Annotated in this window: 19 protein-coding genes and 1 pseudogene; 11 read left to right on the plus strand and 9 right to left on the minus strand. The window is 62.3% G+C overall.

The genetic code is table 11. From position 1 onward, the window contains the following. Nucleotides 1-9: 9 nt before the first annotated feature. Together ACIPZH_RS09030 and ACIPZH_RS09035 are read right to left on the minus strand one after the other, a co-directional pair. Nucleotides 10-480 (minus strand): MaoC family dehydratase, encoded by a 471-nt coding sequence (locus tag ACIPZH_RS09030; protein WP_012315672.1) that lies wholly within the window; start codon nt 478-480, stop codon nt 10-12. Between the two features lie 33 nt (nt 481-513). After that, nucleotides 514-1,458, minus strand: a complete 945-nt coding sequence (locus ACIPZH_RS09035) for a lysophospholipase (protein ID WP_400635978.1) — start codon at nt 1,456-1,458, stop codon at nt 514-516. Between the two features lie 209 nt (nt 1,459-1,667). Between ACIPZH_RS09035 and fadD2 the strand changes: the two genes are divergently transcribed. After that, a complete protein-coding gene (gene fadD2 / locus ACIPZH_RS09040; protein ID WP_400635979.1) occupies nt 1,668-3,356 on the plus strand; it encodes a long-chain-fatty-acid--CoA ligase FadD2 in 1,689 nt (562 codons plus the stop codon). 295 nt (nt 3,357-3,651) lie between these two features. Beyond that, on the plus strand, nt 3,652-5,349 hold the full coding sequence (fadD1, locus tag ACIPZH_RS09045) for a long-chain-fatty-acid--CoA ligase FadD1 (RefSeq protein ID WP_241806069.1): 1,698 nt from the start codon (nt 3,652-3,654) through the stop codon (nt 5,347-5,349). A 99-nt stretch (nt 5,350-5,448) separates the two neighbouring features. Here fadD1 and ACIPZH_RS09050 read toward each other — a convergent pair whose 3' ends face one another. Both ACIPZH_RS09050 and ACIPZH_RS09055 read right to left on the minus strand, forming a co-directional pair. Next, nucleotides 5,449-6,756, minus strand: coding sequence for an NAD(P)/FAD-dependent oxidoreductase (locus ACIPZH_RS09050; protein WP_400635980.1), 1,308 nt, complete (start codon nt 6,754-6,756; stop codon nt 5,449-5,451). A 30-nt stretch (nt 6,757-6,786) separates the two neighbouring features. Then, nucleotides 6,787-8,151, minus strand: a complete 1,365-nt coding sequence (locus tag ACIPZH_RS09055) for a glutamine synthetase family protein (protein WP_400635981.1) — start codon at nt 8,149-8,151, stop codon at nt 6,787-6,789. A gap of 432 nt (nt 8,152-8,583) precedes the next feature. Between ACIPZH_RS09055 and hrpA the strand changes: the two genes are divergently transcribed. Further along, the gene (gene hrpA, locus ACIPZH_RS09060) at nt 8,584-12,489 is read left to right on the plus strand and encodes an ATP-dependent RNA helicase HrpA (RefSeq protein ID WP_400635982.1); all 3,906 of its coding nucleotides are present in this window, start codon (nt 8,584-8,586) and stop codon (nt 12,487-12,489) included. A 145-nt stretch (nt 12,490-12,634) separates the two neighbouring features. Then, complete coding sequence (locus ACIPZH_RS09065; RefSeq protein WP_400627328.1) at nt 12,635-13,756, plus strand: beta-ketoacyl-ACP synthase III; 1,122 nt, start codon at nt 12,635-12,637, stop codon at nt 13,754-13,756. Nucleotides 13,757-13,884: 128 nt separating this feature from the next. Here the strand turns inward: ACIPZH_RS09065 and ACIPZH_RS09070 are convergent, their stop codons facing one another. Beyond that, nucleotides 13,885-15,129 (minus strand): putative porin, encoded by a 1,245-nt coding sequence (locus ACIPZH_RS09070; RefSeq protein WP_349974645.1) that lies wholly within the window; start codon nt 15,127-15,129, stop codon nt 13,885-13,887. 261 nt (nt 15,130-15,390) lie between these two features. Between ACIPZH_RS09070 and ACIPZH_RS09075 the strand changes: the two genes are divergently transcribed. Next, nucleotides 15,391-16,518 carry a GNAT family N-acetyltransferase gene (locus tag ACIPZH_RS09075; RefSeq protein ID WP_400635983.1) on the plus strand — a complete coding sequence of 376 codons (1,128 nt, stop codon included), beginning with the start codon at nt 15,391-15,393 and terminating at the stop codon, nt 16,516-16,518. A 13-nt stretch (nt 16,519-16,531) separates the two neighbouring features. On the opposite strand, the pseudogene ACIPZH_RS09080 reads toward ACIPZH_RS09075, so the two are convergent. The 4 genes and pseudogenes from ACIPZH_RS09080 to ACIPZH_RS09095 all read right to left on the minus strand — a co-directional run bounded on the left by ACIPZH_RS09080 (nt 16,532) and on the right by ACIPZH_RS09095 (nt 20,724). After that, nucleotides 16,532-18,360 (minus strand): annotated as a pseudogene (locus ACIPZH_RS09080) (ABC transporter ATP-binding protein). Nucleotides 18,361-18,423: 63 nt separating this feature from the next. Further along, entirely contained in the window at nt 18,424-18,981 is a 558-nt protein-coding gene (locus ACIPZH_RS09085) for a peptidylprolyl isomerase (RefSeq protein WP_241806077.1), read from the minus strand. Then, nucleotides 18,975-19,787: an alpha/beta fold hydrolase gene (locus ACIPZH_RS09090; protein ID WP_267817930.1), complete on the minus strand. Its 813-nt coding sequence runs from the start codon at nt 19,785-19,787 to the stop codon at nt 18,975-18,977. The genes ACIPZH_RS09085 and ACIPZH_RS09090 overlap by 7 nt, the downstream gene beginning before the upstream one ends. A 13-nt stretch (nt 19,788-19,800) precedes the next feature. Further along, a complete protein-coding gene (locus ACIPZH_RS09095; protein WP_012315658.1) occupies nt 19,801-20,724 on the minus strand; it encodes a LysR family transcriptional regulator in 924 nt (307 codons plus the stop codon). A 48-nt stretch (nt 20,725-20,772) separates the two neighbouring features. On the opposite strand from ACIPZH_RS09095, the gene ACIPZH_RS09100 reads away from it, so the two are divergent. The 6 genes from ACIPZH_RS09100 (at nt 20,773) to ACIPZH_RS09125 (ending at nt 24,788) form a co-directional block, all read left to right on the plus strand. After that, entirely contained in the window at nt 20,773-21,087 is a 315-nt protein-coding gene (locus ACIPZH_RS09100; protein ID WP_241806080.1) for a 3-phosphoglycerate kinase, read from the plus strand. A gap of 109 nt (nt 21,088-21,196) precedes the next feature. Continuing rightward, nucleotides 21,197-21,796, plus strand: a complete 600-nt coding sequence (locus tag ACIPZH_RS09105) for an FMN-dependent NADH-azoreductase (protein ID WP_400635984.1) — start codon at nt 21,197-21,199, stop codon at nt 21,794-21,796. A 188-nt stretch (nt 21,797-21,984) separates the two neighbouring features. Next, complete coding sequence (locus ACIPZH_RS09110; RefSeq protein ID WP_400635985.1) at nt 21,985-22,860, plus strand: carboxylate/amino acid/amine transporter; 876 nt, start codon at nt 21,985-21,987, stop codon at nt 22,858-22,860. A 1-nt stretch (nt 22,861) separates the two neighbouring features. Then, nucleotides 22,862-23,797, plus strand: coding sequence for an AEC family transporter (locus ACIPZH_RS09115; RefSeq protein ID WP_400635986.1), 936 nt, complete (start codon nt 22,862-22,864; stop codon nt 23,795-23,797). A 400-nt stretch (nt 23,798-24,197) separates the two neighbouring features. After that, nucleotides 24,198-24,440 carry a hypothetical protein gene (locus ACIPZH_RS09120; RefSeq protein WP_400627338.1) on the plus strand — a complete coding sequence of 81 codons (243 nt, stop codon included), beginning with the start codon at nt 24,198-24,200 and terminating at the stop codon, nt 24,438-24,440. A 78-nt stretch (nt 24,441-24,518) separates the two neighbouring features. Then, the gene (locus ACIPZH_RS09125) at nt 24,519-24,788 is read left to right on the plus strand and encodes a DUF3077 domain-containing protein (protein ID WP_400635987.1); all 270 of its coding nucleotides are present in this window, start codon (nt 24,519-24,521) and stop codon (nt 24,786-24,788) included. Nucleotides 24,789-24,902 lie beyond the last annotated feature (114 nt).

The following is a 24,902-nucleotide window of genomic DNA, read 5'->3' on the forward strand; positions in this document are numbered from 1 at the left end:
CCTCAATGATCAGCTGGCGACGAAATTCGGCGGCGAGACCAGCTCTACCGTCTGCTGCTTGCGCGGCGCCAGGATCTCTGCCTCGCCCTCTACCACCAGCTCATCGTTCTGGTTGTACACGTTGGTGGCGATACGCACTTTGAATTTGGGCAGCTTCTCGAGGATTTCCAGGCGTACGGTCAAGGTATCGCCGATTTTCACCGGCTTCTGGAAGCTCATCTTCTGGCCCAGGTAGATGGTGCCGGGGCCGGGCAGGGTGCAGGCCACTGCCGCGCTGATCAGCGCGCCGCTGAACATGCCATGGGCGATGCGCTCACGGAACATGCTCTTGGCTGCGAATTCGGCATCCAGGTGCACCGGGTTGTGGTCACCGGACATCGCGGCGAACAGCTGGATGTCGCGTTCTTCCACAGACTTTTCGTAACTGGCCTTCTGGCCGACTTCTAGAGCTTCGTAAGGCGTGTTGGTGACCTGGGTCATTGGCGCTTCCTTGATGGGCGGACAAGGCCGTTATCATTCACTGCGGGCAGGGCGGCCAAGGGCCAGCGCCTGTTCCAGCCACGCGAGGATATCGGCGGTGACCTCGTCCCGGTTGAGTTCATTGAGCACTTCGTGGCGCGCCTTAGGGTAGACGCGCAGTTGTACATGTCGATTGCCGGTCGCGCGCAGGGCGTCGGCCAGATGGGTGAGACGCTTGCCGGCACTCACCGGATCACATTCACCGCCAATCACCAGCAACGGCAGGTTCGGATCGATCTGCGCAAGGTTCTTCGCCTGGCTGATCTGCGCCAGGCCGAGCAGCAAGTCTAGCCACAACTGGTTGCTGCAGCGAAAACCGCACAAAGGGTCGCTGACGTACCTGTCCACCTCGTCAGGGTCGCGGCTGAGCCAGTCGAAGGGCGTGCGGTTGGGTTTGAACGCGTTGTTGAACGAACCGAACGACAGCCACTCGATCAGCCCACTCTTGCCTTGCGGCCCTTGGCGCCAGGCCTCCAGCCGGGCGATCAGGCGCGCCAGGCGATACAGCGCCGGCGGCTGGAAATTGGAGCCACTGAGGATCGCCCCGTGCACGCTGCCACTGTGGTGCATCAGGTAGGCCTGGGCGATGTAGCTGCCCATGCTGTGGCCGAACAGGAACAGGGGTGTGCAGGGGAACTGCTGGCCGATGTGCTGGGTGAGCAGGGCCAGGTCGTTGATCACGGCATTCCAGCCATGTTGCCGGGCGAACAGGCCGAGGCTGCCCTGTTCGGCGGTACGCCCGTGGCCGCGCAGGTCTGCAGCCAGCAGCGCATAGCCGGCAGCGCTCAGCGCCTGGCCCAGGTGCTGGTAGCGCCCGCCATGTTCGGCCATGCCATGGGCCAGCAGCACCACCGCCTTGACCGGGGTAGCCGGCAGCCATTGGTGCACGTAGAGGTTGCAATGCTCGCTGGCCGGCAGCCAAAAGGCGTCGTAAGGCATGGCGTATCCTTTGCATTGGGGTACGAGCACAGAGTATGCGCAAGCGGCCGGATTGCAGGAAGGGCACAAATAAGATTCACAATGTTAATGGCGGCCCTTGGCATATAGGCCACCTCTGGCTTACCTGCTAACGTCGGTTGAACGCCTTTTTGCCATCAGGCAAAGGGATTACAGGCTAAGAGCGGGTTCAGGCAGAGGAACAATAATAAATGCAAGCCGACTTCTGGAATGACAAGCGCCCGGCGGGCGTGCCTTCCACCATCGATATCCATGCGTATAGCTCGGTCGTCGAGGTTTTCGAGCGCTCCTGCAAGCGCTTCGCTGACCGCCCGGCGTTCAGCAACCTGGGCAAGACCCTGACCTATGGCGAACTCGACCGCCTGTCGGCGGCCTTTGCTGCCTGGCTGCAGCAGCACACCGACCTGGTGCCGGGTGACCGCATCGCCGTACAGATGCCCAACGTGCTGCAGTATCCCATTGCGGTGTTCGGCGCCCTGCGCGCCGGGCTGATCGTGGTCAACACCAACCCGCTGTACACCGAGCGTGAAATGCGCCACCAGTTCAAAGACGCCGGTGCCCGCGCCCTGGTCTACCTGAACATGTTCGGCAAGCGGGTCCAGGAGGTGTTGCCCGATACCGGCATCCAATACCTGATCGAGGCGAAGATGGGCGACCTGTTGCCTACGGCCAAGGGCTGGTTGATCAACACCGTGGTCGACAAGGTAAAGAAAATGGTCCCGGCCTATCATTTGCCGCAGGCCATCTCGTTCAAGCAGGCACTGCGCCAGGGCGCGGCGCTGAGCCACAAACCGGTAACGCTGAGCCTCGACGACATCGCCGTGCTGCAGTACACCGGCGGCACCACGGGCCTGGCCAAGGGCGCGATGCTCACCCACGGCAACCTGGTGGCCAACATGCTGCAGGTGCTGGCGTGCTTTTCGCAGCATGGCCCGGACGGCCAGAAGCTGATCAAGGAAGGCCAGGAGGTGATGATCGCGCCGCTGCCGCTGTACCACATCTATGCCTTTACCGCGAACTGCATGTGCATGATGGTCACCGGCAACCATAACGTGTTGATCACCAACCCGCGCGATATCCCTGGCTTCATCAAGGAACTGGGCAAATGGCGGTTCACCGCACTGCTGGGGTTGAACACCCTGTTCGTGGCGCTGATGGATCACCCGGGCTTCCGCCAGCTGGATTTCTCGGCGCTCAAGGTGACCAACTCTGGCGGTACGGCGCTGGTCAAAGCCACCGCCGAACGTTGGGAGAGCCTGACCGGCTGCCGCATTGTCGAGGGTTACGGCCTGACAGAAACGTCGCCAGTGGCCAGCACCAACCCTTATGGCGAGCTGGCACGCCTGGGTACCGTGGGCATACCGGTGGCAGACACCGCGTTCAAGGTGATCGACGATGAGGGCAATGAACTGCCGTTGGGCGAGCGGGGCGAGTTGTGTATCAAGGGCCCGCAGGTGATGAAGGGGTACTGGCAGCAACCCGAGGCGACGGCGCAGACCCTGGATGCCGATGGCTGGCTGAAGACCGGCGACATTGCGGTGATCGACCCGGACGGCTTCACGCGTATCGTCGACCGCAAGAAGGACATGATCATCGTCTCTGGCTTCAACGTGTACCCCAACGAGATCGAGGACGTGATCATGGGCCACCCGAAAGTGGCCAACTGCGCCGCCATCGGCGTGCCGGACGAGCGCTCGGGGGAGGCCGTGAAACTGTTCGTGGTGCCCCGTGAGGGCGGCCTGAGCGTCGATGAACTCAAGGCCTACTGCAAGGCCAACTTCACAGGTTACAAAGTGCCCAAGCACATCGTGCTGCGTGAGTCGTTGCCGATGACACCGGTGGGCAAGATCCTGCGTCGCGAGCTGCGCGACATCGCCTAGGGAGCTGCAAGCTTCAAGCTGCAAGCTGCAAGCGGGGCGCGCATGGCTCTAGCTTGCAGCTTGCGGCTTGAAGCTCGCCACTTTAAGTCAAATACTCTAAAAATGACTTGTATCGTTCATTGAGTCATTTTTGTGACCATAAGGCCCGATTTGGCCTCTAGGCGACCCTTTGCAAAGCTGTTACTCTCGGCCCGCTTTCAGATGATTCGGTTTGCAACGAACCGCCATCTCATATCAATAATAAACGCATCGACGCGTAAATCGAACTTCGCTGTTGCTGAAGGAGTGGGCTTCCATGATCGACCATTTTTGGAAGGATAAATACCCAGCCGGGATTACGGCGGAAATCAATCCTGACGAATTTCCCAATATCCAGGCGGTACTCAAGCAATCCTGCCAACGCTTTGCCGATAAACCGGCCTTTAGCAACCTGGGCAAGACCATCACCTACGGCGAGTTGTATGCCCTGTCGGGCGCTTTTGCGGCCTGGCTGCAGCAGCACACCGACCTCAAGCCGGGTGATCGCATTGCCGTGCAGCTGCCGAATGTCCTGCAGTACCCGGTAGCAGTGTTCGGCGCCATGCGCGCCGGGCTGATCGTGGTCAACACCAACCCGCTTTACACCGCACGGGAGATGGAACACCAGTTCAACGACTCCGGTGCCAAGGCCCTGGTGTGCCTGGCCAACATGGCTCACCTGGCCGAGAAGGTGGTACCCAAGACCCAGGTCAGGCATGTCATCGTCACCGAAGTGGCCGACCTGTTGCCACCGCTCAAGCGCCTGCTGATCAACAGCGTGGTCAAGTACGTGAAGAAGATGGTGCCGGCCTACAACCTGCCGAACGCCGTGCGCTTCAACGATGCCCTGGCGCGGGGCAAGGGCCAGCCGGTGGTCGAGGCCAACCCGCAAGCCAATGATGTTGCCGTGCTGCAGTACACCGGCGGTACCACCGGTGTGGCCAAGGGCGCAATGCTGACGCACCGCAACCTGGTGGCCAACATGCTGCAGTGCCGGGCGCTGATGGGGTCGAACCTGCATGAAGGTTGCGAGATCCTCATCACCCCGCTGCCGCTGTACCACATCTATGCCTTTACCTTCCATTGCATGGCGATGATGCTGATCGGCAACCATAACGTGCTGATCAGCAACCCGCGTGACTTGCCGGCAATGGTCAAGGAGCTGGGCAAGTGGAAGTTCAGCGGCTTCGTCGGCCTCAACACCCTGTTCGTTGCCCTGTGCAACAACGAGGCGTTCCGTGCGCTGGACTTCTCGGCGTTGAAGATCACCCTCTCCGGTGGCATGGCGCTGCAACTGAGTGTGGCCGAGCGCTGGAAAACCGTCACCGGTTGCGCCATTTGCGAAGGCTATGGCATGACCGAGACCAGCCCGGTTGCGGCGGTCAATCCGGCCGAAGCCAACCAGGTCGGTACCATCGGTATCCCGGTGCCCTCGACCCTGTGCAAGGTCATCGATGACAGTGGCAGCGAACTGCCGTTGGGCGAGGTGGGCGAGCTGTGCGTCAAGGGGCCGCAGGTGATGAAGGGCTACTGGCAGCGTGAAGAGGCCACCGCCGAGATCCTCGACAGTGACGGCTGGCTCAAGACCGGGGACATTGCCCTGATCCAGCCCGATGGCTACATGCGCATCGTCGATCGCAAGAAGGACATGATCCTGGTCTCGGGCTTCAACGTGTATCCCAACGAGCTGGAGGACGTACTGGCTGCCCTGCCGGGCGTACTGCAGTGCGCTGCGATCGGTGTGCCGGACGAAAAGTCGGGCGAATTGATCAAGGTGTTCATTGTGGTCAAGCCGGGCATGACCGTCACCAAGGAGCAGGTGATGGAGCACATGCGCGCCAACGTCACCGGCTACAAGGTGCCGCGTTACATCGAGTTCCGCGATGCGTTGCCAACCACCAACGTGGGCAAGATCCTGCGCCGGGAGCTGCGTGATGAAGAGCTGAAGAAGCAGGGCCTGAAGAAGATCGCCTGATCCTCACCAACGCCCGGCAATATCCGCATCACACTGGAAAACTGGGGCCGCTTCGCGGCCCCTTTCGCGACATCCCGCCGCGCCTGCCTGGGAGTGCAATCAGCGCAGTTTTTCCAGCATCTGGTAGTACCACATCCCCGCCGCCAACAGCGGATTGCCCAGCAGGTCCCCCATCGGCACCTTGATGTGCTTGCACCCGGCAAAGGTATCGAACTTCTCCAACGTACCGGTCAGCGCCTCGGCCATGATTTCGCCCATGATGTGGCTGGTGGCGATGCCGTGCCCCGAATAGCCCTGGCAGTACCAGACGTTGTCCGAAAGCTTGCCCAGTTGCGGTATGCGATTGACCACGATCCCCATCGCGCAACTCCACTGGAACTCGATCGGCACCCCTTTGAGGGCCGGGAAGGTGCGCTCGATGCACGGGCGCAACTCACCTGCGATATCACGTGAATCCTTGCCTGAATAGTTGGCGCCGCCGCCGAACAGCAGGCGTTTGTCGGCAGTGAGGCGATAGTAGTCGAGCACGAAACGGCAGTCGTACACCGCCAGGTCCTGGGGGTTGATCTGTTCGGCCAGTTCGCCCAGCGGCGCGGTGGTGACGATGCCGCCCATGGCGGGGAAGATCTTGCCCTTGAGCTGACGCTTTTCCAGCTTGTGGTAAACGTCGCCGGCCAGCATCACCTGGCGTGCTTCGATTCGGCCTTGGGCAGTGACCACTGCAGGGCGCGGGCCGTGCACGATGTTCAGCACCTCGGAGTTCTCGAAGATCAGCGCGCCCAAGGCGTGCGCGGCACGCGCTTCGCCCAGGCACAGGTTGAGCGGATGCAGGTGCAAGTTGCGCAGGTTCTTCAGGGCGCCCAGGTACAACGGGCTTTGCAGATGCTCGGCAACCGCGTTGCGGTCGAGCATCTGCACCTGGTCGCCCATGCCGCGGCGATGCGCCTGGGCTTCGAAGGCGCGCAGTTCATTGAGGTGTGACGGTTTCATCGCTGCATGCAGGTGGCCACGCTTGAGGTCACAGGCGATGCCATAGCGCTCGATCCGCTGCTCGATGATCTGGTGCCCGCGCCAGCGCAAGTGCCAGATAAAGTCATCCACCTCGCTGCCCAGGCGGTCGCGCATCTGCGTGCGCATGGCCTCGTCGCCCGAGAGGCTGCCGGTGACCTGTCCGCCGTTGCGGCCGCTGGCGCCCCAGCCGATGCGGTTGGTTTCCACCACTGCCACTTTCAGGCCGCGCTCGGCCAGCTCCACGGCGGTGGCCACGCCGGTGAAACCGCCGCCGATAATCGCCACGTCGACCTGCACAGTGCCCTTTAGCTGCGGGTACTGCGTGTGGTCGTTGAGCGAAGCACTGTAATAGGAGGGCGCGCGCTGGGCCGGGCCGTTGTTCACTGCTGCGTTCATGGGTGTTCCTTATTCTGAATTGGGTGAGGCTCAGGCCTGGTGCAGGTACCAGCGCCAGTCCTGTTCGCTGACTTCGGCCATGAACTGGCGGTACTCGGCGCGCTTGACCTTCAGGTACACCCCGAGGAAGTCCTTGCCGAGTGCTTCGCGTGCCCACGCCGAACGCTCCAGGGCGTCGAGGGCGGTCAGCCAGTCGGTGGGCAGGTGCTCGGTGGCCTGGGCGTAGCCGTTGCCTTCGACCGGTGCGCCCGGGTCGAGTCGTTCGCGGATGCCGCAGTGGCTGGCCGCGAGAATCGCCGCGGCGGCCAGGTACGGATTGGCGTCGGCGCCACAGATCCGGTGTTCGACATGGCGGCTGTTGGCCGGCCCGCCGGGCACGCGCAAGCTCACCGTGCGGTTGTCGACACCCCAGGTTGGCGCCAGCGGTGCATAGCTGTTGGCCTGGAAGCGGCGGAACGAGTTGGCGTTGGGGCAGAACAGCAGCAGCGAGTCGCGCAGGTGGCGCAGCATGCCGGCAACCGCTTGGCGCAGCAGCGGGGTGCCGGCCTTGTCCTGGCTGGCGAACAGGTTGTTACCGGCGCTGTCGGCCAGGCTCAGGTGCATGTGCATGCCGGTGCCGGCCAGATGCTCGAAGGGTTTGGCCATGAAGCACGCCTGCATGCCGTGGGCGTGCGCCACGCCTTTGACCAGGCGCTTGTAGCGCACGGCCTGGTCCATCGCTTCCAAGGCATCGCCATGTTCGAGGGTAATTTCCACCTGGCCGGGGGCGTACTCCGAAATCGCCGTGCGGGCCGGGATGCCCTGGGCTTTGCAGGCCGCGTAAAGGTCGGCGAGAAACGGCTCTATCTGCTCCAGTTCACGCAGGCCATAGACCTGGGTGCTGCGCGGGCGGCCACCGTCGTTGTCCAACGCCGGTTGCGGACGGCCCTGGGCATCACGCTGCTGGTCGAGCAGGAAGAACTCCAGCTCGCAGGCCATCACCGGGTGGTAGCCATCGGCCTTGAGCGCTTCGATCGTGCGTACCAGTACATGGCGCGGGTCGGCGACGCTGGCCGGCAGGCCTTCGCTGGGGTGCATGCTGACTTGCACGGCGGCGGTCGGCACGCGGCGCCACGGCAGGCGCACCAGGCTGCCCTCCAAGGGGTAGGCGCGACAGTCGATGTCGCCGACGTCCCAGACCAGCCCGGAGTTTTCCACGTCATCGCCGTTGAGGGTCAGGCCCAGGATGGTGCTGGGCAGCGGGCGGCCGCTCTGGTACACCGCCAGCAGTTCCTCGCGGTGCAGCAGCTTGCCGCGCGGCACACCGTTGGCGTCGAGGATGAACAGTTCGAACAGCTCGATATCGGGGTTTTCGGCAAGGAAACGTTGGGCGTGTTCTACGGGTGCAAAGTGCATGAGAAATTCGCTCGTGAGCATACAGGGCCGCCGCCTGGTGGCGGCCCGGCTGAGTCAATCGGCCGAAGGGTGGCCGGGTTTTGTCAGATGCGCGAGTGAAGTGTCCGGTGGGCGGGCGTGGCGACAGTGCCAGAGAGCCCAGAAGGCCAGGATCACATGGACCAGCGGGTTCTCACCGGCGCACGTGCGGGCCTTCGGTAGCGAAGGGCGCGAAAGCGGCGGGGCGATGGGCTGGGCACAGATCATGCGTTGGATACTCACATGCGACGTCAGGTTGATTAAAGCAGTGAATGGCAACCTTCACTCTGGTATCGGCTAAACATTCGGGCGGGCCGGTACAGACAGCAAAATGCCGGTAAATCTGCGACAATCGCGCATCCATCGAATGCCGATCATGCACAAGCAGGCTCACCTGCATCACTAAAAAGCCCCATGACTGACCACGCCATCGACAAACTGCTGCAAAACCTCGACCACGCCATGATCGCCGACCGCCATCGCCTGCGCCGGCAACTGCATGAGCTGCGCAAGCGCCCCGACGAGGCCAAGCTCGCGCAGTGGGTGGAGAAGGTTCAGGCGTCTTGCGCCCAGGTCACCGCGCGCCAGCACAGCGTGCCGCGTATCCGCTACGACGACAGCCTGCCGATTGCCGCCAAGCGCGACGAGATCAAAAAGGCATTGGCCGAAAACCAGGTCCTGGTGATTGCCGGTGAGACCGGTTCGGGCAAGACCACCCAGTTGCCCAAGATCTGCCTGGAGCTGGGCCGCGGCAGCCACGGCCTGATCGCCCACACTCAGCCACGGCGGATTGCGGCGCGCAGCGTTGCTGCCCGGGTGGCTGAAGAGCTGGGCACACCGCTGGGCGCCCTGGTCGGTTACCAGGTGCGGTTCGAGGACCAGAGCGACGCCAACACCTTGGTCAAGCTGATGACCGATGGCATCTTGCTGGCCGAAACCCAACATGACCGCTTCCTCGAGCGCTACGACACGATCATCGTCGACGAGGCGCACGAGCGCAGCCTGAACATCGATTTTTTGCTCGGCTACCTCAAGACCCTGCTGCATCGCCGCCCGGACCTGAAGCTGATCATCACCTCGGCGACCATCGACCTGGAGCGCTTCTCCAAGCATTTCGACGGGGCGCCGATCATCGAGGTGTCTGGTCGTACCTATCCGGTGGACACCTGGTATCGCCCGCTGACCAGCGAACAGGACGAAGAAGGCAACCAGGTCGAAGAGGACCTCACCGTCGACCAGGCCATCCTCGCCACCCTCGATGAGATCGCCCACCACGAGCGCAGCGAGGGCAAGGGCCCCGGCGACGTGCTGGTGTTCCTGCCGGGGGAGCGCGAGATTCGCGACGCCGCCGAAATCCTGCGCAAGGCCCAGTTGCGTCACACCGAGATCCTGCCGCTGTATGCGCGCCTGTCTCCGGCCGAGCAGCAGCGTATCTTCCAGTCGCATACCGGCCGGCGTGTGGTGCTGGCCACCAACGTGGCAGAAACCTCGCTGACCGTGCCCGGCATCCGTTACGTGATCGACACCGGTACTGCGCGCATCAGCCGCTACAGCTACCGTGCCAAGGTCCAGCGTTTGCCGATCGAAGCGGTGTCCCAAGCCAGCGCCAACCAGCGTAAAGGCCGTTGCGGCCGTGTCGAGCCGGGCATCTGCATTCGTCTTTACAGCGAAGAAGACTTCAACGGCCGGCCAGCCTTCACCGACCCCGAGATCCTGCGCACCAACCTGGCGGCGGTGATCCTGCAGATGCTGCACCTGCGTCTGGGCGCCATCGATGCCTTCCCGTTCATCGAACCGCCCGATGGCAAGGCCATCAGTGACGGCTTCAACCTTCTGCAGGAGCTGTCGGCGGTCAACCGTGAAAACCAGCTGACGCCCCTGGGCCGTCAGCTGGCGCGCCTGCCGATCGACCCCCGGCTGGGCCGGATGCTGCTCGAAGGCGCTCGCCAGGGCAGCCTGCAGGAAGTGCTGATCGTCACCAGTGCATTGTCGGTGCAGGACCCACGCGAGCGCCCGCCGGAGCGTCAGCAGGCGGCTGACCAGGCGCATGCGCAGTGGAAGGATGTGGATTCCGATTTCGCCGCGCTGGTCAACCTGTGGCGTGGCTTCGAGGAGCAGCGCCAGGCGCTGACGGCCAACCCGCTGCGTAACTGGTGCCGCAAGCATTTCCTCAACTATTTGCGTCTTCGCGAATGGCGCGATGCCCACCGTCAGTTGTCGCTGATCTGCCGTGACCTGCAGCTGACGGTCAACAAGGAACCGTCCGACTACCAGAAGATGCACAAAGCCATCCTCAGCGGGCTGCTCAGCCAGATCGGCCACAAGACCGAAGACGGCGACTACCAGGGGGCGCGTCAGCGGCGCTTCTGGGTGCACCCTTCCTCGGGTATTGGCCGCAAGCGCCCGCAATGGGTGATGGCCGCCGAGCTGGTGGAGACCACGAAGCTGTATGCGCGCATGGTGGCCAAGATCGAGCCCGACTGGATCGAGCCGCTGGCGACTCACCTGGTCAAGAAGAACCACTTCGAACCGCACTGGGAGAAGAAGCGCGGGCAGGTGGTGGCCTACGAACAGATCACCCTATACGGGTTGATCCTGGTCGGCCGCCGCCCAGTGCACTATGGCCCGATCGACCCGGTTACCTCGCGTGAACTGTTCATACGCGAAGGGCTGGTTGGCGGCGAGATCCAGTCGCGGGCCAAGTGCCTGGCCGCCAACAAACGCCTGCTTGAAGAGCTCGACGAGCTGGAAGCCAAGGCGCGCCGGCGTGACATTCTGGCGGATGAAGAAACCCTTTACGCCTTCTACGAAGCGCGCCTGCCAGCGGAGATCCACCAGACCGCGACCTTCGACAGCTGGTACCGCATGGGCAGCCAGAAGGATGCCAGCCTGCTGATCATGCGTGAGGAAGACGTGTTGGCCCGTGAGGCCAGTGAAGTCACGGCGGCGCAATACCCGGACAGCTTGCAGGTAGGCGAACTGCGCCTGCCGTTGAGCTACCACTTCGAACCGGGCCACCCCCGCGACGGTGTGACTGTAAGGGTACCTGCGCCGCTGCTGCCAAGCCTGCCGGGCGAGCGCCTGGAGTGGCTGGTGCCGGGCTTGCTCGAAGCCAAGTGCGTGGCGCTGGTGCGCAACCTGCCCAAGGCCTTGCGCAAGAACTTCGTACCGGTCCCGGACTTCGTCAAGGCGTCGCTGGCGCGCATGACGTTCGGCCAGGGTGCCTTGCCTCAGGCCTTGGGCCAGGAGCTGTTGCGCATGACCGGCGCCCGTGTGTCCGATGAGGCCTGGGCAGAGTCGGTAGGCCTGGTCGAAGGGCATCTGCGCATGAACATCGAGGTGGTCGATGGCCAGGGCAAGTTCCTCGGTGAGGGCCGCGACCTGGCCGAGCTGACCGCACGCTTTGCCGCCGCCAGCCAGGCAGCGCTGGCGGTGCCGCGCGAAGACAAGAGCGCGCAGCCGGTTCAGGCCAAGGCCTTCAGTGAGGTCAAGCAGACCGCCCAACAGAAGATCGCCGGGCTGTCGATGACGGTGTACCCGGCGCTGGTGGAAGAGAGCGGCAGCGTGCGCGAAGGGCGTTTCTCGACCCAGGCCGAAGCCGAGTTCCAGCATCGCCGTGCTTTGCAGCGCCTGTTGCTGCAGCAGTTGGCCGAGCCTGCCAAGTTCTTGCGTGGCAAGCTCCCAGGGCTGACCGAACTGGGCTTGCTGTACCGCGAACTGGGCCGCGTCGAAGCGCTGGTAGAGGACATTCTGCTGGCCAGCCTCGATAGCTGCATCCTCGAAGGGGAGGCCACGCTACCGCGCGATGGCGCGGCATTGGCCGGGCTTGCCGAGCGCAAGCGGGGAAGCTGGGCGGAACATGCCGAGCGCCTGGCCCGCCAGACGCTGGAAGTGCTCAAACTCTGGCACGGCCTGCAAAAGCGCTTCAAAGGCAAGATCGACCTGAGCCAGGCGGTGGCGCTTAACGACATCAAGCAGCAGTTGGCCAACCTGGTGTATCCGGGCTTCGTGCGCGAGACGCCTGGGGTGTGGTTCAAGGAGCTGCCCCGCTACCTCAAAGCGGTGGAGTTGCGCCTTGAGAAGCTTGGCAGCCAGGTGCAGAAGGACCGGGTTTGGAGTGGCGAGCTGACCAACCTCTGGGCCCAGTACAAGGCCCGTGCCGACAAGCATGCCCAGGAGGGCAAGCGCGACGCGCAGTTGACCTTGTACCGCTGGTTGCTGGAGGAATATCGGGTGTCGCTGTTTGCCCAGCAGTTGGGCACGAAAGTACCGATTTCTGACAAGCGTCTCAGCAAACAGTGGTCTCAGGTAGAAGCCTAAACCCGGGAACTTGTGGCAATATTGAGGCAATTCGGGGCCGCATTGCGGCCCCTCGCGGGTTCAACCTGCGCCTTGGACTTGGTACTAAAGTGCTATTACTCCAGCCAGCGCCCTGTGGCGATGGCCTTTGACCAGAGGAACGATCGTGCATAACGTCGTGATCAGCGGCACCGGCCTGTATACCCCGGCCCAGAGCATTTCCAACGAAGAACTGGTGGAATCTTTCAACACCTGGTCGCAACAGTTCAACCGCGACAACGCTGCCGCCATCGAGCGCGGCGAGGTCGAGGCTGCGCCTCTTTCGGACGCCGCCTTTATCGAGAAGGCCTCGGGTATCAAGAGCCGCTTCGTCATGGACAAGGCCGGCATTCTCGACCCGCAGCGCATGAAGCCGAGGCTGGCGGAGCGTTCAAATGACGAGCAGTCGATCCTCTGCGAGATGGGCGTGGCCGCTGCCCGTCAGGCGCTTGAGCGCGCAGGGCGCACGCCTGCCGATGTCGACGGTGTGATCGTCGCCTGCTCCAACCTGCAGCGCCCGTACCCGGCCATCGCCATCGAAGTGCAGCAGGCGCTGGGTATTGAGGGCTTCGCCTTCGACATGAACGTGGCTTGCTCCTCGGCCACGTTCGGTATCCAGACCGCAGCCAACAGCGTGCAGTTGGGCCAGGCCCGTGCCTTGCTGGTGGTCAGCCCGGAAATCTGTACCGGCCACCTGAACTTCCGCGACCGCGACAGCCATTTCATTTTTGGTGACGCCGCCACCGCCGTGCTGGTCGAGCGTGCCGACCAGGCCACCTCGGCGCACCAGTTCGATATCCTCGGTACCAAGTTGCAGACCTCGTTCTCCAACAATATCCGCAACAATTTCGGCTTCCTCAACCGTGCTGCGGAAGAAGGTATCGGGACGCGGGACAAGTTGTTCGTGCAGGAAGGCCGCAAGGTATTCAAGGAAGTGTGCCCGATGGTCGCCGAGCTGATCGGCAAGCACCTGGGTGAGAACGGTCTGCAGCCCTCAGACGTCAAGCGCTTCTGGCTGCACCAGGCCAACCTGAGCATGAACCACCTGATCGTCAAGAAGCTGCTGGGGCGTGAGGTGGCCGAGGAAGATGCTCCGGTCATTCTCGACCGTTATGCCAACACCAGCTCGGCGGGGTCGGTGATCGCCTTCCACCTGTACCAGGATGACTTGGCCAAGGGTTCGCTGGGCGTGTTGAGCTCATTTGGGGCAGGTTATTCGATTGGCAGTGTGATTCTGCGCAAACGCTGACGGTGGGCACTGGCCCTGCGCCGGGTTGCCGGCGGCAGGGCCTGTGTATTTCTGGCAGGCGAAAAAAGGCGGGAAATGCCGGATGGGGTCGGCATTTCCCGCCTTGAGTGAAGCTTGGCCGTTGCAGCTTAGAACTTGGCTTCCAGGTCCACCTGCAGCGTGTCGACATCGGCGTTGCTGTTGGGCAACTGCGACAGGTCGGTCTTGGCCATCAGGTAGGCAGCGCCCAGCGAGAAGTTCTTGTCGATTTCATAACCGACCTTGAACTTGTGGCCGCGCGAGCCGGTGTAACCGTTGCCGAAGTCGGAGTCGGTGAACAGGCTGACCACGGCGTTGCGCTGAACATCGCGGTAGTTGTAGTCCAGGCTCCAGGCGCCGACTTTGGTCTTCAGGCCAGCCAGCCAGGCCTGGTCTTCGCCGTCGGTGCTTTCGGTGTTCTTCACGTACTGGCCATACGCCGACAATGGGATGGCGAGGCCGGTGAAGTCCAGCTGGCCGAAGCCTTCCACCAGGTTGAACTCATTGGTGGTATTGCCGAACGACTGCAGGATGGTCGCTTCCTTGTCGTTGTCGTAGCCATAGATGCTCGCGCCGACGGTGAGCTTGAGCACATCGGCGGGGGCGAACTTGGCGCCCAACTGGCCGTGGTAGACCTGGGCGTCGTGCTTGTACTGCACGCCGTCACCGTCCACGTTGTCCTTGAGCGTGTACTGGCCCGCGCTGGCGAAGACTTCGGCGCCGCCGAGGTCGGCCTTGTAGGTAGCGGCAACGCCTTCCGGGTTGATGTCGCCGTCCCAGATGATGTCACCCATGCTCACCCAAGGCTGTGCCATCTTGCCGCCGATCAGGTGCAGGTTCGGGATTGCGGTGGGGTGCCAGTCGAGGTAGGCCAGGTCGACCCACAGCGATTTCTTGTCGAAGTAGTTGTCGAAGCTCTGGTTGGTCGAACGGCGGTCTGCGCTGCTGCCGGTGGCGATGCGGATGCCAGCGTCAACTTGCGGGTTGATCTCGCTGTAGAAACCGACGCGGGCGCGGACGCGCTGGCGGTCCTGGTTGCCGCTGCTGCTGTTCGGGTCGTCGACGTTGACGTCCTCGTAGCGCAGGCGCACATCGCCTTTGACCTGGGTCTTGGCAGCCCATGCCACTTTTTGTTCGAAGGAGCTCATGCGTTCAGACTGAGCTTTCTGGTCGGCCTTTTCCTTGGTTTCTTTTGCCAGGTCACCTTGCAGTTCGTTGTACTGCGCCTGGTTGATCGAGCCGTTGGCGCGGAGCATCTCGAGCAGCTTGGCGTCGACAGCCGCACTGGCCGGAGTACTCAGAGCCAGCATCATGCCGGTAAGGCTCACTCCGGTAAGTGTAGAAACAAGACGCATAAGGTTCTCCCTACTAAAAAATATTGGGGAGGCTCAGCGTCCACCCCCATGTTGGCATGTCTTCGGAAAGGGCCTGAATAGACAGGTTCTGAGGTTCCGGAAAACAGGCGCAAGTATTGCGGGGGCGAATGACAGAATAATGTCTATTTGGTGGCACTGCCGTTAAGTAATTGAGAATCAAAGGGTCGGGCCGGCATTCGGCATTTGAGTGAGAGGCCGGTATTCCCTGATACTGATGCCCTCACTCCGCGAGTCGACATCGTGACCAGCCTCTACAGCCTTGCCCATTTGCGTGACCTCCCTGCTGCGACCTGGGACGCCCTGGTGCCTGCCGGCCAGCCGTTCCTGCGCCATGCCTTCCTGAGCGCCATGGAGGACAGTGGCAGTGTCGCGCCAGCTACCGGCTGGGCGGCAGAACACCTGGTGCTGGAGCGTGACGGGCAGGTGCGTGCGCTGCTGCCGGCGTACCGCAAGTGGCACTCGTACGGTGAGTACGTGTTCGATCATGGTTGGGCCGACGCTTGTGAGCGTGCCGGTATTGCCTATTACCCCAAACTGCTCGGCGCCGTGCCGTTCAGCCCGGTCAGCGGCCCGCGCCTGCTCAGCGTCGACCCGGCCGATGGCCTGCTGGTGCTCCAGGCGTTGCCTGAGTATCTGAGCAAAGCCGGGCTATCCGGGGCTCACATCAACTTCACCGACCCTGGCCTGGATGCAGATATGGCCGGCTTGCCTGGCTGGATGGAGCGCCTGGGGTGCCAGTTCCACTGGCGCAACCGTGGCTACCGCGACTTTCAGGACTTTCTCGACAGCTTGAGTTCGCGCAAGCGCAAACAGATGCGCAAGGAACGTGAGCAGGTGGCGGGGCAGGGCATCGACTTCCGTTGGTACCGAGGCGATGAACTCGAAGAGGCCCAATGGGATTTCATCTACCTCTGCTACGCCAATACCTACGCCGTGCGTAGGCGTACGCCGTACCTGACCCGCGAATTCTTCAGCCTGCTGGCCCAGCGCATGCCCGAGGCCCTAAGGGTGGTGATGGCCCGTCAGGGCGGTCGCGATGTGGCCATGGCCCTGAGCCTGGTGGGGGGCGACAGCCTGTTTGGGCGCTATTGGGGCTGCCTGGATGAGTTCGACCGGCTGCACTTCGAGACCTGCTTCTACCAAGGCATGGACTTTGCGATTGCCGAAGGCTTGCAGCGCTTCGATGCCGGCGCGCAGGGCGAGCACAAGCTGATTCGTGGCTTCGAGCCGGTGCTGACCCGCTCCTGGCATTATCTGCTTCACCCAGGGCTGCGCAGGGCGGTGGGTGATTTCCTGCAGCAGGAGCGGGCAGGGGTCATGGGGTATGCCGAGCAGGCGCGTGAGATGTTGCCTTACCGCCGGGATTGAGACCTGCCAGGCCTCAATCCACCCCGACGAAGCCGCCCGTCTGGTGATGCCATAGCCTGGCATACAACCCTTGCTGGGCCAGCAGTTCACTGTGGCTGCCACTTTCGACGATATGCCCCTGGTCCAGCACCACCAGGCGGTCCATCCGCGCAATGGTCGAGAGGCGGTGGGCGATGGCGATCACCGTCTTGCCTTGCATCAGGGTTTCCAGGCTTTCCTGGATCGCCGCTTCCACCTCAGAGTCCAGCGCTGAGGTGGCCTCGTCCATGATCAGGATGGGCGCGTTCTTGAGCAGCACCCGTGCGATGGCGATGCGCTGGCGCTGGCCACCGGAGAGCTTGACCCCACGCTCGCCCACATGCGCGTCGAAGCCCGTGCGGCCTTGGGCATCCGACAACTGCGGAATGAATTCGTCGGCACGGGCCCGGCGTACGGCTTCGTGCAGCGCTTGCTCGCTGGCATCAGGGCGCCCGTACAACAGGTTGTCGCGGATCGAGCGATGCAGCAGTGAGGTGTCCTGGGTGATCATGCCGATCTGCGCCCGCAGGCTGGCCTGGCTCACCTCGGCGATGTCCTGCCCGTCGATCAGGATACGCCCTGCACGTCGTAAAGGCGCAGCAGCAGGTTGACCAAGGTAGATTTGCCGGCGCCGGAGGGGCCGATCAGGCCGATCTTTTCGCCCGGGCGTATGTCCAGGTTCAGCCCGTCGATCACGTTGCGAGCCTTGCCGTAATGGAAGTCGACGTTATCGAAGCGCACTGCGCCACGGGTCACTTTCAGCGGCGCTGCCTTGGGTTTGTCGGTGACGGTGACCGGCTGGGCGATGGTCTGCAAGCCGTCCTGCACCATGCCGATGTTCTCGAAGATGCCGTTGACCACCCACATGATCCAGCCCGACATGTTGACGATACGGATCACCAGCCCGGTGGCCAGGGCGATGGCGCCGACGGTGATCAGCGATTGGCTCCACAGCCAAAGGGCCAGGCCGGTGGTGGCGACCACCAGCAAGCCGTTAAGGCTGGTGATGACCACGTCCATGCTGGTGATCACCCGCGACGCCAGCTGGGTCTTTTCAGTCTGCTCGCGAATCGCTTCGCGGGCGTACTGCTGCTCGTAGTCGGTGTGGGCGAACAGCTTGAGGGTGGCGATGTTGGTGTAGCCGTCGACGATACGCCCCATCAGCTTGGAGCGGGCATCGGAGGAGATCACCGAGCGTTCCTTGACCCGTGGCACGAAGTAGAACAGCGCGGCGACATAGCTGGCAATCCAGGCCAGTAACGGCAGCATCAGGCGCCAGTCGGCCTCGGCGAACAGCACCAGCGAGGTGATCGCATAGATCAGTACATGCCACAACGCATCCACCGCCTGTACTGCCGAGTCGCGCAGGGAGTTGCCGGTCTGCATGATGCGCTGGGCGATACGCCCGGCAAAGTCGCTCTGGAAGAAGTTCAGGCTCTGCTTGAGCACATAGGTGTGGTTTTGCCAGCGGATCAGGCTGGTCATGCCCGGGTTGATGGTCTGGTGCACCAGCAGGTCATGCAGACCGAAAAACACCGGCCGTAGCAGCAGGATCACCACCAGCATCCAGATCAGCTCACCGCTGTGCTCGCTGAAGAAGTTGGCATTGGGCGTGCCCTGGGCCAGGTCGATGATGCGGCTCAGGTAGCTGAACATCGCCACCTCGATCAGCGAGGCGACCAGGCCGACCACCAGCAGGGCGAGAAAACTCGGCCACACCTGGCGTAGGTAGTAAAGGTAGAACGGCCACACCTGGGTGGGCGGCGACTCGCTGGGCGCATCGCGGAAAATATCGATCAGTTGTTCGAAACGGCGGTACAGCATGGGTGACAACACTCCTGTTCAACCCGACCCTCAGGCGGTTTCACGTCCTTGTGAAGCCTGCGGTCAGTCGATGCGTTTGGCTGACTTGATGAACACCGGGTCGGCCGGCACATCGCGCATGCCTTTCTTGACGGTGGTGGGCGAGTTGACGATCTGGTCGACCACTTCCATGCCCTTGGTCACTTTGCCGAACACCGCGTAGCCGGCGTCGCGGCCTGGGTTGAGGAAGTCGTTGTCGGCCACGTTGATGAAGAACTGGCTGGTGGCCGAGTTCGGGTTGGACGTGCGGGCCATCGATAGGGTGCCGCGGGTGTTCTGCAGGCCGTTGCTGGCTTCGTTGCGGATCGGGTCACGGGTCGGTTTTTGCACCATCTGCTCGGTGAAGCCCCCGCCCTGGACCATGAAGCCCGGGATCACGCGGTGGAAAATGGTGTTGTTGTAGAAGCCGCTATCGACGTATTCGAGGAAATTCTTGGTACTGAGCGGCGCCTTCTCGGCATTGAGCTCGATTTCGACCTGGCCGAAGCTGGTGTCGAGCACTACGTGAGGGGTCTTGTCGGAGGCCATGACGGTGGTGGCAAAGGCGACCGAGCAGGCGGTGAGCAGAAGTTTTTTCAGCATGAGCTCAAAGATCCTTGAGAGGTGGAAGCGGCTGCGAGGAACTGCAGCAAAGTCTGGTTGAAGACTTCGGGTTGATCGAGGGGTGTAGCGTGCCGGGAATCATCGATGACTACCAGCCTTGCCTGCGGCATCAGGGCAACGTAGCGCTCTTTGAGTTGTACCGGGGTGTAATCGTGGTCGGCAGCGACCACCAGCGTGGGACAGTGTATCTGGCCGATGCGTTCCTGCACGCCCCAGTCGACGATGGCGTCGAAACTCTTGAGGTAGGCGCGTTTGTCGTTGCGTGCCCAGCGTTGCGCCATTTTCTGGCGCAAGTCGGCTTGCTCCGGTTTGGGGAACAGGCGCTGGGCCAGGCCCTTGCCGACTGTCTCGACACTGAGGATGCGCGCCAGGCCCCAGCGCTTGGCCCACCAGACCCAATCGCTGCGTGTGCGGCGTTTGACCTCGGGGGCGCTGTTGACGATGCACAGGCTGCGCAGCCATTGCGGATGGTCGACGGCGAACTGGAAGCCGACCATGCCGCCCATCGACAGCCCCACGAAGTGCACCGGGCCGGTCTGCAGGTGTTCGAGCAGGGCCAGCAGGTCTTCGCTGAATGTGGCGATCTGGTAGCCCTCGCGGGGCTTGTCGGAGCGGCCGTGGCCGCGGATGTCCATGAGGATCACCCGGTAGTGACGGCTGAGCGCGGGTAGCTGCAGCTCCCAGTCCTGGCTGCTGGAGCCCAGGCCGTGCAGCAGTACCAGGGGGTCGCCCTGGCCGTATTCCTGATAATGCAGCGAGCATCCTTCATGTTCGAAATAGGCCATGGGCGCGGTTCTCTCAGGCTTGCGGCGGGGCTGCGAAGGGCACGTCCAGTGGCGCTGTATCGAAATTGCGCAGCAGGTCGATGAGGATCTGCGTGGCCGGGCCCAAGGTCTTTTCTTTGCTCGAATAAAGGTAGAACAGTGGATGTCGGCTGCCACCCTGGTCCAGTGGCAGCGGCTTGAGCACCCCTTCGCGCAGTTCGCGGTCGATCATGTGCCGCGGCAGCCAGGCAAAACCCAGCCCGCTGCTGACGAAGGTGGTGGCGGTACCCAGGCTACCGACGGTCCAGCGCTGTTCGGCGCCTAGCCAGCCCACATCGCGGGGTTGGGCGCGGCCGGAGTCGCGGATCACCACCTGCAACTGGCTTTCCAGGTCCTGGAAGGTGATCTCCCGGCCCAGGCGGTGCAAGCTGTGCTCGGGGTGGGCGACGGCCACGAACTCCACTGCACTGAGCTCGGTGCCCAGATAGCCGCCGATGCTGTAGCTGCTGATGGCAAGGTCGGCGATGCCTTCATGCATGACCTCCTCCACGCCCGACAGCACTTCCTCGCGCAGGCGCACCCGGCAACCACGGCTCTGTGGCATGAACGCCGCCAGGGCACGTACCAGGCGGGCACTGGGGTAGGCGGCATCGACCACGACCCGTACCTCGGCTTCCCAGCCTTGCTCCATGTGGTGCGCCAGGTCTTCCAGCTGGCTGGCCTGCTTGACCAGGTGCCGTGAGCGGCGCAGCAGTACGTTACCGGCCTCGGTCAGCACGGCTTTGCGGCCATCGATGCGCAGCAGTGGCACGCCGAGCTGCTCTTGCATGCGCGCCACTGTGTAACTGACCGACGACTGAGAACGGTGCAGAGCTTCGGCTGCCTGGGCAAACCCACCGTGATCGACCACTGCCTGCAAGGTTCGCCACTGATCCAGGGTTACGCGCGGCGCTTTCATCTTTGGCTCCTGTTGACCTAAGCTGCGCTCTTTCAAGGAGAGCGCCCCATGAAGAAATGTTGTGCGGCAATACTGATGTGCCTGCCCCTCGGGGCCATGGCTTACCCCATCGACGTGGAGAAGGAACTGGCCGGAGTCAAGCTGGACTACACCGCCTACGACACCGCGTACGACATCGGCGCCATCACCCTGAACAACTATGGGCAAGTGCCGGCGGCCTGCAAGGTGACGTTCCGCAACGGCCCGGAGGCGCCACGGGTACGCCGGGTGAACGTACCGGCGGGCAAAAGTGTGGACGTCACGGCCAAGTTCAACCGGCAGATCATCAAGCTGCGGATCGCCTTGGACTGCAAAGCGGTATAAAACTGATTATTCGATAAATTGAACCCACTTTTTACGCTTTTTTATCGATAGGTCAAGCCTTAATCTCACCTCCATCGAATCGCAACCCTTTCTGCCGATGGAGGCACCCATGTCCCGCGTACTGATCATCGAAAGCAGCGCCCGCCAACAGGATTCCGTTTCCCGTCAACTGACCCGCGACTTCATCGAACAATGGCAAGCAGCGCACCCGGCCGACGAGATCACGGTTCGCGATCTGGCGGTGACCCCGGTGCCGCACCTGGACGCCAACCTGCTCGGTGGCTGGATGAAGCCTGAAGAACAGCGCAATGCCGCTGAGCTGGACGCCCTGGCCCGTTCCAACGAGCTGACAGATGAACTGCTGGCGGCCGACGTGCTGGTGATGGCTGCACCGATGTACAACTTCACCATCCCCAGCACGCTCAAGGCCTGGCTTGACCACGTCCTGCGCGCCGGCATCACCTTCAAGTACACCCCGACCGGCCCGCAAGGCCTGCTGACCGGCAAGCGTGCCATTGTGCTGACGGCCCGTGGCGGCATCCACGCTGGCGCCACCAGCGACCATCAAGAACCCTACCTGCGCCAGGTGATGGCATTCATCGGCATTCACGATGTGAACTTCATCCATGCCGAAGGCCTGAACATGAGCGGTGACTTCCACGAAAAAGGCCTCAACCAGGCCAAGGCCAAGCTCGCCACCATGGCCTGAGCGGCAACGAATTCCCAACCCTGACACCTTGTTTGCTCCTTTGGGTGTACCCGCCCGGCCTCGATGGCCGGGCTTTTTTGTGGGTGAATCGCTCACGCCCATGAAATGCGCAACCCCCACATCGCGCAGGGTTGAACACATCGGGCGCAACCCGCTAAGGTCGCGGCCTTGATTTACGAGAGGCAACCATGGGCTACCTGATAATCGTCGCGCTGATCCAGGCGTTTTCCTTCAGCCTGATCGGCGAGTACCTGGCCGGGCACGTCGACAGCTACTTTGCCGTGCTCGCACGGGTGGTGCTGGCGGGCCTGGTCTTCCTGCCGCTGACCCGCTGGCGCCAGGTTGAACCGCGCTTCATGCGCTCCATGCTGCTGATCGGTGCGCTGCAGTACGGCATCACCTATGTCTGCCTGTACCTGAGCTTCCGCGTGCTGACCGTACCTGAGGTGCTGCTGTTCACCATTCTCACGCCCTTGCACGTGACCCTGATCGAGGACGCGCTGAACCGCCGTTTCAATCCTTGGGCCTTGCTCGCCGCCCTGGTGGCGGTCGCAGGTGCGGCGGTGATCCGCTTCGACAGCATCAGTGGCGACTTCTTCATTGGCTTCCTGCTGCTGCAGTTGGCCAACTTCACCTACGCTGCCGGGCAGGTGCTGTACCGCCATCTGGTTGCCCGCCACCCCAGCGACCTGCCGCATTACAAGCGTTTCGGCTACTTCTATCTGGGTGCGTTGATCATCGTGCTGCCGGCCTTCCTGCTGTTTGGCAACACCCAGCATTTGCCGAGCACCGACGTGCAATGGCTGGTGCTGCTGTTCCTCGGGCTATGCCCGACGGCGCTGGGCTTGTACTGGTGGAACAAGGGCGCGTGCATGGTCTCAGGCGGTACGCTGGCAGTGATGAACAACCTGCACGTGCCGGTGGGGCTGCTGGTCAACCTCCTTATCTGGAACCAGCACGAGCCATTGGGACGCCTGTTCATCGGTGGTGCGATCATCCTGGCCTCGGTGTGGCTGAGCCGCCTGGGCAGCCGTACGGATGCACCGCTGGTGCGCAGGGCCTGACATGCACACCATCCTGGTCATCGTCGCGCCGATCTTTGCGCTGATCCTGGTCGGTTACCTTTGCCGCCGGACCAACAAGCTTGGCGACAAGGCGGCGGCCGAGATCAACAAGATGGTGGTCTGGCTGTGCCTGCCGGCCCTGTTGTTCAAAGTCACGGCCACTGCAACCTGGAGTGAGGTATGGCACCCAGGGTTCATCGTGGCCTTTGGCGCAGGGGCGCTGGCCATGTTCGTGGCCACGCTGGCCTGGCGGCTGTGCAACGGCCACGGGCTGGTCGCGGCCAGTATCGATGGGCTCAGCGCGGGGTATGCCAACACCGGCTATATCGGCATCCCATTGTGTTTGCTGCTGTTCGGTCAGCCCGGATTGCAGCCGGCGTTGATTTCGTCGTTGATCGTGGTCTGCCTGGTATTCGCGATATCGCTGACGCTGATCGAGATCGGCCTACAGGAAGAGAAGCGGATCGGCCGCGCCATGTGGGTAGTGGGCAAGGCGCTGGCGAAGAATCCCTTGGTGATTTCGCCCGTGGTGGGGGCTGCTTGGGCAATGACCGGTCTGGGTTTGGCGGAACCGGTGATGCATTTTCTCGACATGCTCGCCGTGGCGACCACGCCGTGTGCGTTGATTTCGCTGGGGGCGTTTCTGGCAGAGAAACGCAGCGGCGCCCAGGCCAGCCCATGGCCACTGATTGCGATGAAGCTGGTGGGGCAGCCGGCGCTGACGTGGGTGTTGGCGTTCAAGGTGTTCAGCCTGCCGACCATGTGGGCCGCTTCAGCGGTACTGCTGGCTGCGCTGCCGACGGGGACCGGGCCGTTCATGCTGGCGGAGTATTACAACCGGGAAGCGGGGCTGATATCGCGCACGATCCTGTTGTCGACGGTGGCTTCTCTGGTCACCTTGACTGGTTTGCTGTACCTGCTGGGGTATGCGGGGTGATTTGGAGTTGCTGTCCAGCCCTTTCGCGACACAAGGCCGCTTCCATGGACGAATCTTGAAGCGCACATGGTCTGCACGCCTTACACGCTGTTACGTCTAGCGGATAACTAAATCAGATTTAGTCCCTTTCCTGTAGGGCATTTCCCAAAGATACTGCCGGTGATTGTGGTGTTTTGGGTTGGCTACTAGTCTCGGCTGGTCGTTGAGTTTCAACGATCGGCTTTGACAGGCCGACTCAAATTGCAATCCATAGCTTTGCCTTCAATGGTGGCTGTGCGTGGGGCGCCTTCGGGTGCGCCGGGTTTCTCAATTTGACCGGTCTGTCAACCCGTGCACAGCTGCCACCCTTTGTTTGACAGCAAAGGGCGGTGGTCCCGATCCACAAATTGAGGGTTACATCATGCTGAAGATAGTCCCCGATCCACCCTACAACCTCCACTCCCTGGAAGACACGCTGCTGATGGCCGCCGACTATGCGCTATGTGCAGAAGCCGTTGCTCAGCAAGCCGTTTTGTTGCAACCGAGGTCACCCGTTTCGGTGTTGATGATGACGTCCATGCACGAACTTGAAACCCTGCGCAGGTTACTTGAATCAGCGCTGGCTCAAGTCCAAAAGCCAGCGGATTCTCAAACGTTACATTAATCCGCATCATGATTTGCCTGGGCTGACCTGTGGTGATAGGGCGAGTCCAGGCATCTGGAACTTCAGGGAGATGAATCTGTGGCCACCGAAGAAAGCAACTTCACTGTTGGCAGAACCATCTTTTACCAAGGTGAAAATCAAAACCATCCATTATTCCGCATCGAACCCCGCATCCCTTGCCAGAGTGCTCGCGAACAGGCCTCAGAACTGATGGGTTATGCCCGTGACCTGTCCATCGACGGGCTGATGGAAGATAAACCCCAGCTACTTTGGGCCTCGCATTACCTCTGCGCCCTAGCCAAGGCCCTGCTTGATGATGCCGAATTGGGGATGATGAAAAGCTCTTGAACCAGTCACTGCGCCGTTCTCCTTTTGTGTATATGCGGGGTAGCTGAGGGCCTCATCGCCGGCAAGCCGGCTCCCACCACGACCGCGCAGTTCTTCAGGCCTGCGCTTTACCTG

Source organism: Pseudomonas sp. NPDC089758 (assembly GCF_044748705.1).
Classification (GTDB): Bacteria; Pseudomonadota; Gammaproteobacteria; order Pseudomonadales; family Pseudomonadaceae; genus Aquipseudomonas; species Aquipseudomonas putida_X.

Excerpts from the sequence above, each read along its gene's own strand:
- ACIPZH_RS09030 (WP_012315672.1), bottom strand. The coding sequence starts at position 480 with ATGACCCAGGTCACCAACACGCCTTACGAAGCTCTAGAAGTCGGCCAG.
- hrpA (WP_400635982.1), top strand. The coding sequence starts at position 8,584 with ATGACTGACCACGCCATCGACAAACTGCTGCAAAACCTCGACCACGCC.
- ACIPZH_RS09035 (WP_400635978.1), bottom strand. The coding sequence starts at position 1,458 with ATGCCTTACGACGCCTTTTGGCTGCCGGCCAGCGAGCATTGCAACCTC.
- ACIPZH_RS09100 (WP_241806080.1), top strand. The coding sequence starts at position 20,773 with ATGAAGAAATGTTGTGCGGCAATACTGATGTGCCTGCCCCTCGGGGCC.
- ACIPZH_RS09085 (WP_241806077.1), bottom strand. The coding sequence starts at position 18,981 with ATGCTGAAAAAACTTCTGCTCACCGCCTGCTCGGTCGCCTTTGCCACC.
- fadD2 (WP_400635979.1), top strand. The coding sequence starts at position 1,668 with ATGCAAGCCGACTTCTGGAATGACAAGCGCCCGGCGGGCGTGCCTTCC.
- ACIPZH_RS09070 (WP_349974645.1), bottom strand. The coding sequence starts at position 15,129 with ATGCGTCTTGTTTCTACACTTACCGGAGTGAGCCTTACCGGCATGATG.
- fadD1 (WP_241806069.1), top strand. The coding sequence starts at position 3,652 with ATGATCGACCATTTTTGGAAGGATAAATACCCAGCCGGGATTACGGCG.
- ACIPZH_RS09050 (WP_400635980.1), bottom strand. The coding sequence starts at position 6,756 with ATGAACGCAGCAGTGAACAACGGCCCGGCCCAGCGCGCGCCCTCCTAT.
- ACIPZH_RS09120 (WP_400627338.1), top strand. The coding sequence starts at position 24,198 with ATGCTGAAGATAGTCCCCGATCCACCCTACAACCTCCACTCCCTGGAA.
- ACIPZH_RS09095 (WP_012315658.1), bottom strand. The coding sequence starts at position 20,724 with ATGAAAGCGCCGCGCGTAACCCTGGATCAGTGGCGAACCTTGCAGGCA.
- ACIPZH_RS09105 (WP_400635984.1), top strand. The coding sequence starts at position 21,197 with ATGTCCCGCGTACTGATCATCGAAAGCAGCGCCCGCCAACAGGATTCC.
- ACIPZH_RS09055 (WP_400635981.1), bottom strand. The coding sequence starts at position 8,151 with ATGCACTTTGCACCCGTAGAACACGCCCAACGTTTCCTTGCCGAAAAC.
- ACIPZH_RS09115 (WP_400635986.1), top strand. The coding sequence starts at position 22,862 with ATGCACACCATCCTGGTCATCGTCGCGCCGATCTTTGCGCTGATCCTG.
- ACIPZH_RS09110 (WP_400635985.1), top strand. The coding sequence starts at position 21,985 with ATGGGCTACCTGATAATCGTCGCGCTGATCCAGGCGTTTTCCTTCAGC.
- ACIPZH_RS09090 (WP_267817930.1), bottom strand. The coding sequence starts at position 19,787 with ATGGCCTATTTCGAACATGAAGGATGCTCGCTGCATTATCAGGAATAC.